We start from the raw sequence: 13,172 nt of genomic DNA on the forward strand, positions 1-13,172 counted from the left end.
TTAAGCAATCCCTAATATAGACTTTTTGATTTGTGCAACGGTGTCGGCTGTCATACCTGCTTGCGTTGCAACGTGCTCAGCGGTGGTGGCGGCTTCTTCTGCAAAGGCTTTACGAATATCTTGCTCGCGCTGGTGTGCTTTCATCGCGGTAGATTCTAAGCGTTGGCAGGCAAGCATCACTTCTTTAAGTAAGCCTACATCAACGGCAGCATCGTCATCAGGATTGGTCATTTGCTGCATCGTGGCTTTAAATAATAAAGAACGGGCCATCTCAAGTATTAACTTAGTGGTGTCGCCTGTGGGCTTATCGCCCAGTTGCGCGGTGAGTGCTTTGGTTGATTCGCGTAAGTCTCTTAGGCGCTGACCAATGGCCTCCGTTTTTTGTGCATGGCGGCTTAGGCCACTGCGGCTTATTGTGGCTTCTTCGTCTAAGCCCGCATTGAGTATTAAGGTGTTTACTTCGTCGAGTATTTGCCCTTGGCTAAAACGCTTATCGCGGAGCATTTCGTCTAGGTGCTTTTTAATATCTTCAGGGAGTAAGTCAACCTTGCTGGGTTTGGTTCTACGCGCTTGTTCAGTCATATTACCCCCGAGGGCTTGGGCGTTTAATGCCTGGAACAACAATTGTGCCTTCAGCCACATCAATGCCACTGGGCGTAATAGTGCTTACCCATGTGGAGCTTTGGCCTATTTTTTCAATCGTTACGTAGCCGTTACGTTCAAGCCAGCTGAGGTGAGTGTGTAGTTCATCGCGGCCACATTTGAGCGAGTACGATTTTAAAATATCGCAAATAATACTGTCGTTTAAGTCGTAGCCAGGTTGTTCGTTCAACGCCCGCAAAATACAAAGGCGCGAGTGTTCAGCAATAATTTGATTAATCGCCATTGCGGGTTCCTCTTAGTTCGTTTTCCATTAGTAGATCGGTTAGGCGTTTAATGTCGGTAAGCTGTGGGTTTAACCCATCTATTTTTGTGCTCACTTCAACTAAGCGCTTATCAAGATCGTGAATATCTTTAGAGCTGGGCATTTCTTCTATCGTACTTTCAACAACAGATAAACGTTGCTCTAACTTTTCGTGGGTTGTTTTAGTGACAAAAGTACTGCGTAGCCAAGCCAATGCAGCGGCCCCAACGATGGCAACACCAACGGTTAAAAAGGCTTTGTACCACTCTAAAATAAAGTCCATGCTAAGCCCTGTAATGCTGTTGTTGAATTTCAATAAGTGACTGGCATTCAACGCAGGTACTACAGTTTTTAACCGCTTTACGCCGTGCTGCGGGTATATCAATACCGCACTCTTGGCAGTGCTCAAATGCTGCCCCTGGTTTGTTTGCTTGTTCGTGGTGCAGTGATAGCGCGGCATCTAACAGGTGCTGCTCAATTTTTTGCGCATCGTCTAATTTACTCAACGTGGTTTCCTTACTTTTTCAATAACGTTATTTAAAGCGTGCTTAACGCCTGGTGCGGCTTTCTCAACGGTGCGGCCAATCACATAACCGCCTATACCTAATTGCAGTAAGTCCCATGCTTGCTCAGATAAGCGAAACGCCAGCACGCCAAAGGAATCAAGGCAGATCAAAATCAAAAAAGTCAGCATGGTAATGGGCCGCCAATTACGCTGTAGCCAGCTTTCGCCTTTGGCCTCTGCGGTAATGATTTGTGATTGGGCGGCGAGCACTTGCCCTTGTAGCTCAACAACTTTGCCCTCAAGCTCAAGCACCTTACTGTGTGCGGTGTTCTCAATGCGCTTGAGTTCGTTGGTAACAATTTGGCGCTCTTCGTCACTCGTAAAGAGATCATCAACCAGCTTGGTAACTGGGGCGACTAAGTTAAACCAATTAGCCATGCTGGCCTCCAAAGCGTTTATGCAGCTGTTGGCGGGCATGTTGGTAATCGCGGTTGCCATTGACTCTAAGCTCAATGTCTATCGCACTGACAGAGCACCAGCCTTTGTTAAAGTGGCTTTGCATAGTGCCGCAATGGCTATGCAAGGGGATGTTGTTAGGGTTAAAAGGCAGGCCGTGCATCCGTGCATCAACCTCCAATTTTATGCGCTGCTCTTTGCCTTTTTTTAATGACCACTCCCAGTTTTTACCCATGTTGCCCCCAAAGCTCAGCAAAGGCGTATTCGCTTATATGGGCTAGGCGATTAAACCAGCCTTCAAGGTTGGGCTTTTGGCTGGCATCATTAGTGCAAATACGGGCGTACTTACGGCCACGGTTTACGCTAAGGCGGGCAACTAAACTTTGTGGGGCGCAGCTGCTTACTGCCTTTAAGGTGTTAGGGCCAATACGGCCATCAGCTTTTGCACCGCTTGCACGTTGCAGTACTTGGCTCATGGCAAAGCTGCCATGGTTTATAGCGCCGTCTAAAGTGAGTAAATCAACGCCATCATCAAGCTGCTCGCAGTACATGGCACGCCAGTAATCGCGGTGGTAAAGCCGTATCGCGTGGGCAATGGTAAGGTTTTTTATATCTACAGTGGGGTATGCGCGTTGGCTAATACCGTATTTGGTTAAGCCACCACGATCGCTTGCTACGTCATTTAAGCCACCATCAGCACGTAGGCCACCTTCTAAATAAAGAATGGGCAATATGCAATGTGCAAACTTTAGCGAGTACGGCGCAAGTGCGGCTTGTACTTCGGGGCGCTGATTAAAACAGCTTAAATTGGGTAATGGGGTTAGGGTTAAACGCACTCGGCACTCCAGCAATCCCGTTAAGGTTTGCGCCAGAGTGCCAAGTTTTAGGTGGAGTGAATTTTAAACTGGATTAAAAATTATATAGAGGGGTTAAGTCTTGACCAAACACTACAAAAAACAGCAATAAACCCTATAAACATAGGGCTGTATAATTCTAAAAATTCACGACGGCGAAATTGTTCAATTAGCCAATAATAGGAGATTAGACTGGTCGCAGCCAAATACTTGAACTTACTTTTAGAGCTAAATAAGTAAATTTTTACAGGTTCACTTGGACCAGACTCATCGTGAATGGTCAAATAAAAATAAGCATTGAAAAAAAGTTGAGTTTTTAAATCGTATTCAACAAAGTCATGGCTTTCGCTTTTAATTCTTTCGTTATTAAGATCTACATAAGGTTTAAACAAGTCAGGTATAAATCCACTCACAACATCATTATGATGATCGTAGTTTCGATAAAAACTATTGCTGACTACCTTCTCTGACCATTGTTTCTGAAAGCTTTCAACATATAAATGTGACAAGGAATTGTAACGAATAAGCAAGTAACCAATAGCTAATAACAGTAATGAGCTTAAACCTACTGGGTTCGTAAAAGTTATTTTAAAAATAAAGGTATTAGCTTCAGTAATCTTTGCACCAGAGAAAGTTAGCGCTAATAGAATTGATGAAAGAATTATCAGTGTTTTCTTACAGCTTGCTAAAACTGTATCGTTGTTAATTTGTTCCGTTAAGTTTTTAGGTGGCTCGGTCATTTATCTAATCATCCGTTATATTTTCAGATTTACGCCGTTCATTTATTTCATTTTCAATACGTTCAGTTTGTAAATCTAATAGAGCCGATGGGAGCTTAAATGACAAAACACATGCGATACTTGCGAAAAAAACATATACATATTCTAAGGCAATTACTAAGGTCGGAAATTTACCTTTTAATAAAACAGTAATAAATATTAGTAATAGAGTTATTAAATAGGCATTAAATAACCATTTTTTTCTCACTAACCGATTGTATGTTAGAACAGAGCCCAGCTCTGCCGCACGCCAACTTCCAGTAGGTAGTGATTTAGGATCTCCAACTAAAGTGATTACCGCTACAAGAAAACCAGCGAGTATTGAAAATACAGTGACGATAATATTAACAGCGTCCTGATTGCCGTGTATCAACGGTTGACCTAGATAAGAAAAAAGAATGCCCCATAGAGTCAAACAGACTCCTAGCATCTTTTTGTTTCTATCCAAGCCTGTATTCATTTACTTAAACTCCCTAGTTCCTTTAAGCCATTATAATACGCTCTTAAATTTTCCCAAGCACCAATTTTTGAGACTGATTTCCCATGCTTTCGGATTTTAACAGGTGAAGTGATATTAATTTCACTTGCTCTTATTTCGTTTCGCTTATTTGTTATAATTACAAATTCGTCTTCATCTGAATCTGGATCGCAATCTCTAATTAACGCTTCAGCAGTTTTTAACAATCTTAATTTTCCATTTTCTCCAAAATCTACTTTTTTAGTATTTTTCCTTGCACTTGCACCATCAAAAGAGATCGACAAACCGACATTGAGGTTTTCAAGTTCACTGATCTGACTAAGTTTTGGATCATTACTGAATATAGCTTTTAGCTCATTTGCCACTGTTGCACATATACCTGAAGGCTCATTCGCTTTTTTATTTGCATGCACTAAACTCGCTTCATAAAGTGAAACATTTAGCTTAATCTCTTTAACGCCTTCTTTTTGAATCATAGCAATCTTATCTGTATTTGCTACTTTCATTAGCGAAAAAGATTTCTCAATTTCTATATGCCCTAAGCGGCCAATTATCTTTTGTAAATAATATCTTAAATTACCTTCTCTTAGGCCTGAGGTGCAAAAAAGCACATGATTTCCTGTCACATATGCAAAAATATCACCGTCTAAATAGTCTTTACCTGTTGGCGGTGTTTCGGTATAAACACTGGACTCTGATAACCCTTTATCAACGTCTATCGTTGAGGTGGACTCGCCTGGTTTATAACCTGCAATATGCAAATATATGCCTTTATCGACCTTGTCACTTGCGCACCTAACTTCACCAGTAGACTTAATAAATGTTCTTTCTCCTACAGTAGGAAAGCTTTTATGAGCTTCTGTAATTAAAGACTCAAGTGTTCTTTTTACTTTTCCATCCCATTGAGCACGACGGTAATAAAGCTTTTTATTTCTATAATCGGAGCTTTTTAAATCCATTGTTTTTCCTATCTATTTTTATTATTGGCAAGGTTGGGAGTATTCGTTTGGTAGGCCGCATCCTTGCTTATTTATATTATTAATTCAAAGAATTTGAATTTAATTTTTATTACAAATCTTTCCCCATCCACACAACTCGGCCAACTATGTGTAGTTGATCTAAGCTTTCTTGTGGTACGAGTTGAGCCTCGTAGGCTGGGTTGTCTGACAGTATTTTAATACCGCCTGTAAATTGCCTTTGTAGGCGTTTTACAAGTAGGTGACTGTCTAAGTCTATTACATAAATACCATCTACAAAGTTATCTAATGGTGATGTATCTACCACTAGCGACTCGCCGCTTATAATGGTTGGGTGCATGCTGTCACCCTTGGCTGTTATAACCACCAAGTTACTCTTATTTAAGTTGCGTTTAGATAGCCATTGGCAATCAAACACCATGCTCTTATCAGTATATTCTTCACTAATAACAATAGCGCCGTGGCCCGCTGACGCTTCTACATCAACAACTGGCACATAAAATAGATTTGGCGGTAAAAAATTAGCCTCATTTATACTTAAATGCTGTACTGGTGTGCGTACTTCTTCAGTGGAAGTATCTTTTTTTACACTTCCTGTACGAACACCAGTTACTACGTATGATATATCGAACCCTAGTTTTGCAAACTCAGCCAATTTATCTGAAGGTATTGAACTGCCTGACTCCCAGCGAATAATGGTGCCTTTATTCACACCTACAGGTTCTAATAAATCCTTTTGAAGTAATCCCAATCTTTCTCTTTCCAATTTCAAAAAGTTCAAAATATAGCACCTAAAGTGTTGACAGGTTCGATATTTAAAACCTATACTTTGCTCGAATCTTAACTAAACCCTTTTATGCTCTGTTCGCCAAAACTACATAAAAGGATTAATTACAAAAAGGTAATGTACTATGAAAGCACAAGAAATAAAACAAGCTATTAAGCTCAAAGGTTACAGCTTGTCTATGCTTGCTGATGCTTTGGGCGTAAATCTTGCCACTGTATCGGGTGTGGTTTGTGGCCATACTCAATCTCGCCGCGTTGCTGATGCCATTTCTAAACTCATTGATAAACCCGTTAAAGAAATTTTCCCTGATGTTGAATCGTACTCTCGCCCTAAGCTTTTAAAGGGGGCACTTCGCCAGCAAGGCGTTGAAGAACTTAAACAGTTATTAGCCTCTTGATTGCTAATTATTGCTGGGCTTAATAGCCAGCGCATAACTAATTCAGTAACGGATAAAACGGGAGTATGACAATGAACACGAAGTTTATTTTCATGACAACGCCAAACAATCAAAGCCAGCACCGGGCACTTACCAGCAGCCAAGGTTTGCACCGTGGCAATGCGCTTAGCGTGAGTTTGGTTACACAAGCTGAGCAGCAGCTTACGCAATTGATAGGCGCTTACACGCGCTCTGGGCTTAATGATGGGCAAGCTGTTAATACCAAGCCAGTACAGCAGGTTGCTAAATTGGCTTTGGTTAAAGTGAGCAATTTGAGTATTCATAATTTAAGCCTTAGTGATTTGGTTGCTAAGAGCTTAGTGAAATTAACCTGTGCATTGGAAGTTCCAAAAAGTGTTTATTTTTGGAATGCGCAAATTGCATTAGGGGGCCGCTATGAATAAACGTACTGCGGTTAAGCCACGTCGTCGTGCTTGGTCACGGATAGTGCCACGCAGCTTGAATGAATCTTTACAGCTTTGTAAGGAGCATGCACAACAAGCTAAACAAATGTCAGTGCCGCGTATTGCTGATCGCTGTGGTATGAGTACCGATATGCTTTATAAGCGTTTAGGTAGCGGCGATATGCCAGCCAGTTTACTTATTCCATTTATGGCTGCCACTGGCCGCGTATACCCATTAATGTATATGGCCCATAGCCTAGACAAATTAATTATTGATATGCCTAAAGGCAAAAAGCCAAGCCATGCTTCTCTTACCCATCTTAACCAATTTGCTAATCAAGTTATTGGTTTGATCATGCAGCTAGAAGAAGGTAATGGCAACTGCGAGTATGTGGCCGATCAAATTGTGCTACTGATGCAAGACTTAGCCTACCAAAAGCTAGAAGTTGAAAAGCTCGACGAACCTCAAACCAGCTTTGATCTAGCCCCCGACGACGAAGACGAACTAAGCCAACATTAAGGATGACAATCATGCAACTCAAAGACCTAGATCTATCTGATTTTCAACAAAACGACGAAAATTTACCCAAAATCGCGTGTGCGTGCTGCCGTAAAAGTGAGCAATCATCTAAAGCTATGGCCCCAAGTGAGTGGCTATATGCGGCTAATTTTGTTGGTTGGCGCAAGGTGATTACTAGTGGCACAACGCTCTCGCCAGTGTGCCCGCACTGTGTTGATGAAATGGACGCTGTTGCCGAGGCACAAACAGCATGAGCGAAAAGTATTTAAGCGCTCAGGTGCAGCGCGTTTTAAAAACAATTGAGCTGATGGCAGGCCATGAAATTGATGGTGTAGAGCCTGGCAAGTTAGCCCAAGCATTAAATACGAGCGGCGCAGACATTACCCGCATTCTAACTAATTTAGAACATGGCGGATTTGCTGAGCGATTACCCGGTAATGCTAAACGTTGGCGCTTGCATAAAAGCTTAGTGCAGATAAGCAATACCGTTGAGAACAACTTTAGAACGGCGCTGCGTCAGCTGCAAACTGAAGCCAATAACTATAACGTGTTGAGGTAGAACACCATGGCAAAAAATGAATTAGTTGATATTACCCCTGCACAAGAAAAAGCGATTGTGCAAGGCAAAGACATTTTAGCATCTAAGCAAGATGTGCTGCTAAAGCTTGGCCAAGCTCAGGCATTTAACTTTGCTGCAAAATTACTGACGGTCAGTGAATTAAAGATCCTTAATGAAATAAAGGAATCTAAGGCATACAAGGGTTTAACGTACACCGATCCTGATGGAAAGTTACTGACGGTCAGTAATTGGGGTGAGTGCTGCAAATCGATTTTAGGTAGTAGCCAACAGCATGTAGATGAAAAATTGAATAACCTTCACCGTTTTGGAGAAGAGTTTTTTGAACAGGCCCAGCAAATGAAACTGGGCTACCGTGACTTGCGTGCTTTGCGTCAACTTTCTAACGATGAACAGGCGCTTGTTATTGAGTCTGAAGCGGTTGAAGTGGGCGACAAAGAAGCGGTTAAAGATTTAATTGAAGAGCTAAAAGCCAAGCATAAAAAAGAGACTGCCACCCTTAAAGAAGAGCTGCATGCCAGTGATGCAATGCTAAGAGCAAACCGCGAGTTGTCGAGTAAAAACGCGGTAGAAATGCAAAACATTAAAGAGCAGCTGCACCAAAAAAAGTTTAGCCCTAATAAATGGCAAAACGAGGTTCGCGACTTTTTTACCAGCCTACACAAAGTGCATAACCAAATGCATGAATCGTTAAATCAAGTTATGAGCCTGCACGAGCAATTGCAATTTGTTGATATGGATGACCGTGCAAAAGATGCCTGCATTGCTGCGTTTTACGCTGACAACAAATTGCTTGTTGAGCAGATGGCCTTGAGCTGGAACACCATAGAAAACCATTGGGGACACTTTCAGGCGAGTGCTAAACCATCGGGCGAGTTTTTAGCAGAACTGGGTTTTGATAACGCGGGGGATCTATGAGCAGCTTAACCATTGAATATTGGGGCGAGCAATTACAAAGCGCAGGCCACGGTAAAAAAAGCCAAATACGTGAGCAAGCGTGTAATGCATTAGGTTTAAGTAAAGATGCGTTTTACCGCGCTCTTAAAAAAGCGGGGTTTAGTTCAGGCAAACAACGCCGTAGTGATGCAGGAACGACTGCACTTACAGACGATACCGTGAATATGTTGGTGGCTATTTTAAACCAAGGTGTACGTGAAAATGGTAAGCGCGTTATGAACGTAACCACTGCACGTAGCATGTTAATTGCCAATGGTTATGAATGCTTAAGCCATAGCCAGATATGCCGTGTACTTGCCCAGCGTAATGCGTCAGTAAATGATTTAGACCGTGCTACGCCACATGTGCAATTACGTAGCCTTGGCCCTAATCATGTTCATCAAACTGACCCTAGTTATTGCTTGTTGTATTACCCTCCGGGTAAGCCAGGTAAACGTCAAACTTTTATGAATGATGCAGACTTTTACGCCAATAAACCTGACAACCTTGAAAAGGTTAAAAACTTTAGGGTGTGGCGTTATGTGTTGGTTGATCACTATAGCGGCGCTATACGCTTATTTTACTTTGAAGCAGCAGGCGAAACCCAAGCGAATATGTTTGAGTTTTTAATGTGGTGTTGGCAACAGCACGACAGCAGCCCAATTCATGGTGTTCCACAAGTGTTGATGTGGGATAAAGGCAGCGCGAATGGTGCCAAAGCAATTAAGAATGTTTTAAAGGCGCTGAACGTTGAAAATATCCCTCATGAAGCTGGCAACCCGCGTGCAAAAGGGGCTGTTGAAAAAGCCAATGACATTGTAGAAACCCAGTTTGAAAGCCGTATTTTGTTTGAGCCTGTTGATAGTGTGGCTGAGTTAAATGCCGCTGCATGGGCATGGCAAGAGGCATTTAACGCCAATGTTGTGCCAGGCATGAATTGCCGCCATCACCGCCATAAACAACCACGCCTTGATGTATGGAAACATATCTATAAAGCAGAGAACCGCCAATTTTTACGCGCGTTGCCTGATTTACAAATATGCCGTTTATTACTCACTAAACAAGATGAAACCCGCAAGGTTGCGGGAGATTTAACGATTAGTTATCGCCACCCTGTAGCGAAGAAAAGCATTGAATATGATTTAAGTGATTTAGCCAATATTCGCAACGGTATGAAAGTAACGGTTGGCCCTGTGATTGTGAATGATAGCCATGCAATTTTAGTGGGGGTGAGTAATGAATTTAACGAGGCTATTTATCATCAAGTAGAACCTGTGATCACTGATGAAAGTGGCTTTAGGTTAGATGCCCCTGTGATAGGCGAAAAGATAGCACGCCATAGTGATACCGCAGCTCAAACCAGTGGTAAAGCCGCAGACAAATTAGCGTTTGGAGAAGATGCCACCGAGAGTGAAATTAAGCGCGCTAAGAAAACTAAAGCCGCTCCTTTTAATGGTGCTTTAAACGCACACAGTCATTTAAAAGATATTAAACATGAAACCCACCTAGCGCCTCAAGGAGAAGTGATCACGCCTGATTCTGCTATCACGGCGCAAGTAACTGAGGCCGCTAAACGTAAGGGGAATGTTTTAGAAAGTTTGGATTTACGTATTTTGCTGGCTAATCGCCTGGGCCGGAACTTACGACCTATGGAGTTAGATTACATAGCTGGTTTAGGTGATGTTGTTGACACTCAAGTGAATGACATTGTGGAGGAACTGCACCGGGGTGTAAGCCATGCGCCAGTGCTAAAAATTGCGAGGTAATAAGTGGCGAAAATAACAAAGCTTAGCCAGGTGTTTGAGCAGCTCGGAGTTAAGCAAGCACAAGTAGTAAAAGCGCTGAGACATAAAGGCATAACCTTTAGTACAGCAAGTTTAAGCCGTGTTAAGCGGCAAGGCGAATGGCCTAAAACCTATGATAAGGCGGCTATTCAAAAACACATAGAGGCGTATTTACACGACCAGGGCGCAAGCTCAGAGCAGCTAAATAAGTTGTGGGGTTGGTGTGAGCAGCAAGCGCCCATTATTAATAAACCTGACTATGAAGACCCGGAGCCTGAAATGTTAAGTATGCATGCAAAACGCTTTTTTAAATTACGTCATGACCCATTTGAAAATGAGATCACCTGTGAAGACGATGTGTTTTTAGTTGATAACCACCGTTTGATTTTAGAAGAAATGCTAAGCGCTGCGAGTGCAGGAAGTATGACGGCGCTTATTGGTGAATGTGGCAGTGGTAAAACAATTATTCGCCGTGCTTTTACGCATCGTGTTCAACAAGAAAACCCCGAGGTTATTTTAATACAACCCGCGCGTTTAGATCGTCGCAAAATTACAGCTGAATCGATTAGTAGTGCAATTTGTAGAGCATTGCAGATCAAGCACCGCCCAAGTGCTGAGGAACGTGATGCAGCAGTTGAAGAGGCATTAATTGAAAGTGCCAATAACGGCCATTTGCACTTGATGATTATTGATGAAGCTCATGATTTAAGCGCTGATGTGATCAAACTACTAAAGCGTATTTGGGAGCTAACTCATGGCTTTAGGCGTGTGATGGGCATTGTATTAATTGGCCAAACGGAGCTTAGCAAAAAGTTAGGCGGGCAAAATGTGCGTGAGTTTACCTGGCGTTGTAATCAAATAAAAATGCTGCCGCTTGGTTTGCATGTTCCTGCTTATATTCGCCATAAATTTAAACGCATTGGTGTGAACGCGGACGACATTTTTACAGAGGATGCAATGGGCGCTATTCGAGGTAAGTGCTACGGAAAAATTAAGCACGGGATGGCGTTTGATGATGAAGATATGGATCGGTCTTTTCCGCTGCATATTAATACATGGGTTAATAAAGTGATGAATGTGGCGGCCAATATTGGTGAGCAAAAAATCACAGAAAAAATGGTTCATAAGGTGTGAGCATGGAACAAGTACAAATTCAATTAACGGGCATGGCTCAGGTAAAAGTGAGTAAGACCTTAACGGTTTCTAAAGCACAGGCCCAATTGATATTAGCTGACGATGGCGCTATGCAAACTTTATTAGCTAAGGCAGTTAATGCGCCAGTAAAGAACTGGGATCACATATTTGGTCAACGTGAGGTGGTGGCAATTAATCAAGCTGGCGGAATGCAGTGTTTAACGGTTGGCTGTGGTTGGGTTGGCGAAACGTTCAATATGCCTTTAGGGGTTGGTGAAAGGTTATGCCCTAAGTGCAAGGGCAATAGTTTTCATCAAGTGCAAGCGGTGATTGAACGTCATGGATAACCGCATTTTAAATAAAATTAAGCAGTGTTTAGCTTTGGCTAAAAGCGCAACCAATGAACATGAGGCGGCCGCAGCAATGCGGGCGGCTCAGGGGTTAATGCGTAAATATCAGGTGACTGATGCTGATATTGGGTTGAGCTGTGTGAGTGAGCATGATCACCCAATAGAGGGAACGCGCATTGTTAGTTATCACGCTTTGTTACTTGTGCTGATTGAACATGCGTTTGGTGTTAAGGCTGTTATGAAGCGCGGTTTGTTCACGCCAACTTGTGCCACCTTTATAGGAATAACGCCACAGCCTGAATTAGCGGCCTATTGCTATGAGGTGCTTTGGGTGAAGTTAAAGCTTGATAGAAGTACTTATGTTAAATCGCAGCCAAAGCAATGTAAGCGTGCAACGAAAGTGGCGCGAGGCGATAGATATGCAGAGGGTTGGGTTAATGGGGTTTATCACGTTGTTGAAGAGTTTGCTTTGACTGAAAAACAAAGCGGATTTGTTGATGCCTACATTGCTAAACATTACCCCAATTTAACCAGTACAAAGCCAATGACGCGCGGAAAAAAGGCAAATACCAAAGATGCTAAAAGCGAGGGTTATGCACGCGGTACGAGCCAATCAATTCATCGCCCTGTGAACGGGCAATCACAACAAAAACGTTTAAGTAGAGGTTGATCATGGAACAAGAATTTTTAGTAAATGCGCGTGGCTTTAAAGTGCCAATGGATAAGATTTCAGATAACGATAAAGCACAGCATACGCTAGTGGGTGACTTGTTGCAGGAGGCTAAGCAGTTAAGCGCAGCGCATGATGATTTTAAGCGCCGTTGCTTTACGCGCGTTAACGACTTTGTAGCCGAAATGGCTAAGAGTTACAACGTTGAAATTGGCGGTAAGAAAGGTAACGTGACTTTATCGTCTTATGATAATCGTAAGTGTGTAAAGCTCGGCGTTGCTGATGATATGAGCTTTGGGCCTGAGATCATTGTAGCTAAAGAGTTGATTGATGGTGTGGTGAATGAGCAGCTTGATTTGCTGGGTGATGAAGCAAAGCTTTTAAAGGCGATAGTGCAAGATACCTTTGCGACTGATAGCGATGGTAAATATAGCAAAGCTAAGATCATGAACCTGCGCAGTAAGCACCGTTTTAGCCATGATTCAGATGAATGGGCTGATGCAATGAAAGCATTGGATGATGCCATTATTTTTAGCTCAACAAAAACCTATGTACGTTTTTATGAGCGTAATGATTTGGGCGCATGGGTGCAAATTCCTTTAGTTAGTAAGTCACTTTAGG

At 42.5% G+C, this 13,172-nt stretch carries 22 protein-coding genes; 11 read left to right on the forward strand and 11 right to left on the reverse strand.

Annotated elements, in window-relative coordinates:
* From C7Y70_RS19955 to C7Y70_RS20005, 11 genes are all read right to left on the reverse strand, one after another.
* A complete protein-coding gene (locus tag C7Y70_RS19955; protein ID WP_135476733.1) occupies window positions 1-582 on the reverse strand; it encodes a DUF3486 family protein in 582 nt (193 codons plus the stop codon).
* A 1-nt stretch (window position 583) separates the two neighbouring features.
* On the reverse strand, window positions 584-886 hold the full coding sequence (locus tag C7Y70_RS19960) for a hypothetical protein (protein WP_135476735.1): 303 nt from the start codon (window positions 884-886) through the stop codon (window positions 584-586).
* Window positions 876-1,187 carry a DUF2730 family protein gene (locus tag C7Y70_RS19965; protein ID WP_135476737.1) on the reverse strand — a complete coding sequence of 104 codons (312 nt, stop codon included), beginning with the start codon at window positions 1,185-1,187 and terminating at the stop codon, window positions 876-878. The genes C7Y70_RS19960 and C7Y70_RS19965 overlap by 11 nt, the downstream gene beginning before the upstream one ends.
* Before the next feature lies 1 nt (window position 1,188).
* Window positions 1,189-1,410 carry a TraR/DksA C4-type zinc finger protein gene (locus C7Y70_RS19970; RefSeq protein WP_135476739.1) on the reverse strand — a complete coding sequence of 74 codons (222 nt, stop codon included), beginning with the start codon at window positions 1,408-1,410 and terminating at the stop codon, window positions 1,189-1,191.
* Window positions 1,407-1,847 (reverse strand): 3TM-type holin, encoded by a 441-nt coding sequence (locus C7Y70_RS19975; protein ID WP_135476740.1) that lies wholly within the window; start codon window positions 1,845-1,847, stop codon window positions 1,407-1,409. The genes C7Y70_RS19970 and C7Y70_RS19975 overlap by 4 nt, the downstream gene beginning before the upstream one ends.
* Window positions 1,840-2,100 carry a hypothetical protein gene (locus C7Y70_RS19980; RefSeq protein WP_135476742.1) on the reverse strand — a complete coding sequence of 87 codons (261 nt, stop codon included), beginning with the start codon at window positions 2,098-2,100 and terminating at the stop codon, window positions 1,840-1,842. The genes C7Y70_RS19975 and C7Y70_RS19980 overlap by 8 nt, the downstream gene beginning before the upstream one ends.
* The gene (locus C7Y70_RS19985) at window positions 2,093-2,701 is read right to left on the reverse strand and encodes a glycosyl hydrolase 108 family protein (RefSeq protein WP_135476744.1); all 609 of its coding nucleotides are present in this window, start codon (window positions 2,699-2,701) and stop codon (window positions 2,093-2,095) included. Before C7Y70_RS19985 ends, C7Y70_RS19980 begins: the two co-directional genes overlap by 8 nt.
* 80 nt (window positions 2,702-2,781) lie before the next feature.
* Complete coding sequence (locus C7Y70_RS19990) at window positions 2,782-3,459, reverse strand: hypothetical protein (protein ID WP_135476746.1); 678 nt, start codon at window positions 3,457-3,459, stop codon at window positions 2,782-2,784.
* Window positions 3,460-3,463: 4 nt separating this feature from the next.
* Window positions 3,464-3,958, reverse strand: a complete 495-nt coding sequence (locus tag C7Y70_RS19995) for a hypothetical protein (RefSeq protein WP_135476747.1) — start codon at window positions 3,956-3,958, stop codon at window positions 3,464-3,466.
* Window positions 3,955-4,935 carry a hypothetical protein gene (locus C7Y70_RS20000; RefSeq protein ID WP_135476749.1) on the reverse strand — a complete coding sequence of 327 codons (981 nt, stop codon included), beginning with the start codon at window positions 4,933-4,935 and terminating at the stop codon, window positions 3,955-3,957. The genes C7Y70_RS19995 and C7Y70_RS20000 overlap by 4 nt, the downstream gene beginning before the upstream one ends.
* A gap of 109 nt (window positions 4,936-5,044) precedes the next feature.
* Window positions 5,045-5,704 carry a S24 family peptidase gene (locus C7Y70_RS20005; RefSeq protein WP_135476751.1) on the reverse strand — a complete coding sequence of 220 codons (660 nt, stop codon included), beginning with the start codon at window positions 5,702-5,704 and terminating at the stop codon, window positions 5,045-5,047.
* Between the two features lie 160 nt (window positions 5,705-5,864).
* Here C7Y70_RS20005 and C7Y70_RS20010 point away from each other — a divergent pair, with 160 nt between their 5' ends.
* The 11 genes from C7Y70_RS20010 to C7Y70_RS20060 all read left to right on the forward strand — a co-directional run bounded on the left by C7Y70_RS20010 (window position 5,865) and on the right by C7Y70_RS20060 (window position 13,171).
* A complete protein-coding gene (locus C7Y70_RS20010) occupies window positions 5,865-6,137 on the forward strand; it encodes a helix-turn-helix transcriptional regulator (protein ID WP_135476753.1) in 273 nt (90 codons plus the stop codon).
* Window positions 6,138-6,208: 71 nt separating this feature from the next.
* Window positions 6,209-6,580, forward strand: a complete 372-nt coding sequence (locus C7Y70_RS20015) for a hypothetical protein (RefSeq protein ID WP_135476754.1) — start codon at window positions 6,209-6,211, stop codon at window positions 6,578-6,580.
* Window positions 6,573-7,100, forward strand: a complete 528-nt coding sequence (locus C7Y70_RS20020) for a hypothetical protein (protein WP_135476756.1) — start codon at window positions 6,573-6,575, stop codon at window positions 7,098-7,100. The genes C7Y70_RS20015 and C7Y70_RS20020 overlap by 8 nt, the downstream gene beginning before the upstream one ends.
* A gap of 11 nt (window positions 7,101-7,111) precedes the next feature.
* A complete protein-coding gene (locus tag C7Y70_RS20025; RefSeq protein ID WP_135476758.1) occupies window positions 7,112-7,354 on the forward strand; it encodes a hypothetical protein in 243 nt (80 codons plus the stop codon).
* Window positions 7,351-7,659 (forward strand): hypothetical protein, encoded by a 309-nt coding sequence (locus C7Y70_RS20030; protein WP_135476760.1) that lies wholly within the window; start codon window positions 7,351-7,353, stop codon window positions 7,657-7,659. Before C7Y70_RS20025 ends, C7Y70_RS20030 begins: the two co-directional genes overlap by 4 nt.
* A gap of 6 nt (window positions 7,660-7,665) precedes the next feature.
* Window positions 7,666-8,595 carry a hypothetical protein gene (locus C7Y70_RS20035; RefSeq protein WP_135476762.1) on the forward strand — a complete coding sequence of 310 codons (930 nt, stop codon included), beginning with the start codon at window positions 7,666-7,668 and terminating at the stop codon, window positions 8,593-8,595.
* Window positions 8,592-10,379, forward strand: coding sequence for a DDE-type integrase/transposase/recombinase (locus C7Y70_RS20040; RefSeq protein ID WP_135476764.1), 1,788 nt, complete (start codon window positions 8,592-8,594; stop codon window positions 10,377-10,379). Before C7Y70_RS20035 ends, C7Y70_RS20040 begins: the two co-directional genes overlap by 4 nt.
* Before the next feature lie 3 nt (window positions 10,380-10,382).
* The gene (locus C7Y70_RS20045; RefSeq protein ID WP_135476766.1) at window positions 10,383-11,531 is read left to right on the forward strand and encodes an AAA family ATPase; all 1,149 of its coding nucleotides are present in this window, start codon (window positions 10,383-10,385) and stop codon (window positions 11,529-11,531) included.
* A 2-nt stretch (window positions 11,532-11,533) separates the two neighbouring features.
* Window positions 11,534-11,878, forward strand: coding sequence for a hypothetical protein (locus tag C7Y70_RS20050; RefSeq protein WP_135476768.1), 345 nt, complete (start codon window positions 11,534-11,536; stop codon window positions 11,876-11,878).
* Window positions 11,871-12,551 (forward strand): DUF2786 domain-containing protein, encoded by a 681-nt coding sequence (locus C7Y70_RS20055; protein ID WP_135476769.1) that lies wholly within the window; start codon window positions 11,871-11,873, stop codon window positions 12,549-12,551. The genes C7Y70_RS20050 and C7Y70_RS20055 overlap by 8 nt, the downstream gene beginning before the upstream one ends.
* Before the next feature lie 2 nt (window positions 12,552-12,553).
* On the forward strand, window positions 12,554-13,171 hold the full coding sequence (locus C7Y70_RS20060) for a DUF3164 family protein (RefSeq protein WP_135476771.1): 618 nt from the start codon (window positions 12,554-12,556) through the stop codon (window positions 13,169-13,171).
* The last annotated feature ends 1 nt before the right edge of the window (window position 13,172 follow it).

Source organism: Pseudoalteromonas sp. KS88, from assembly GCF_004766475.1.
GTDB lineage: Bacteria > Pseudomonadota > Gammaproteobacteria > Enterobacterales > Alteromonadaceae > Pseudoalteromonas.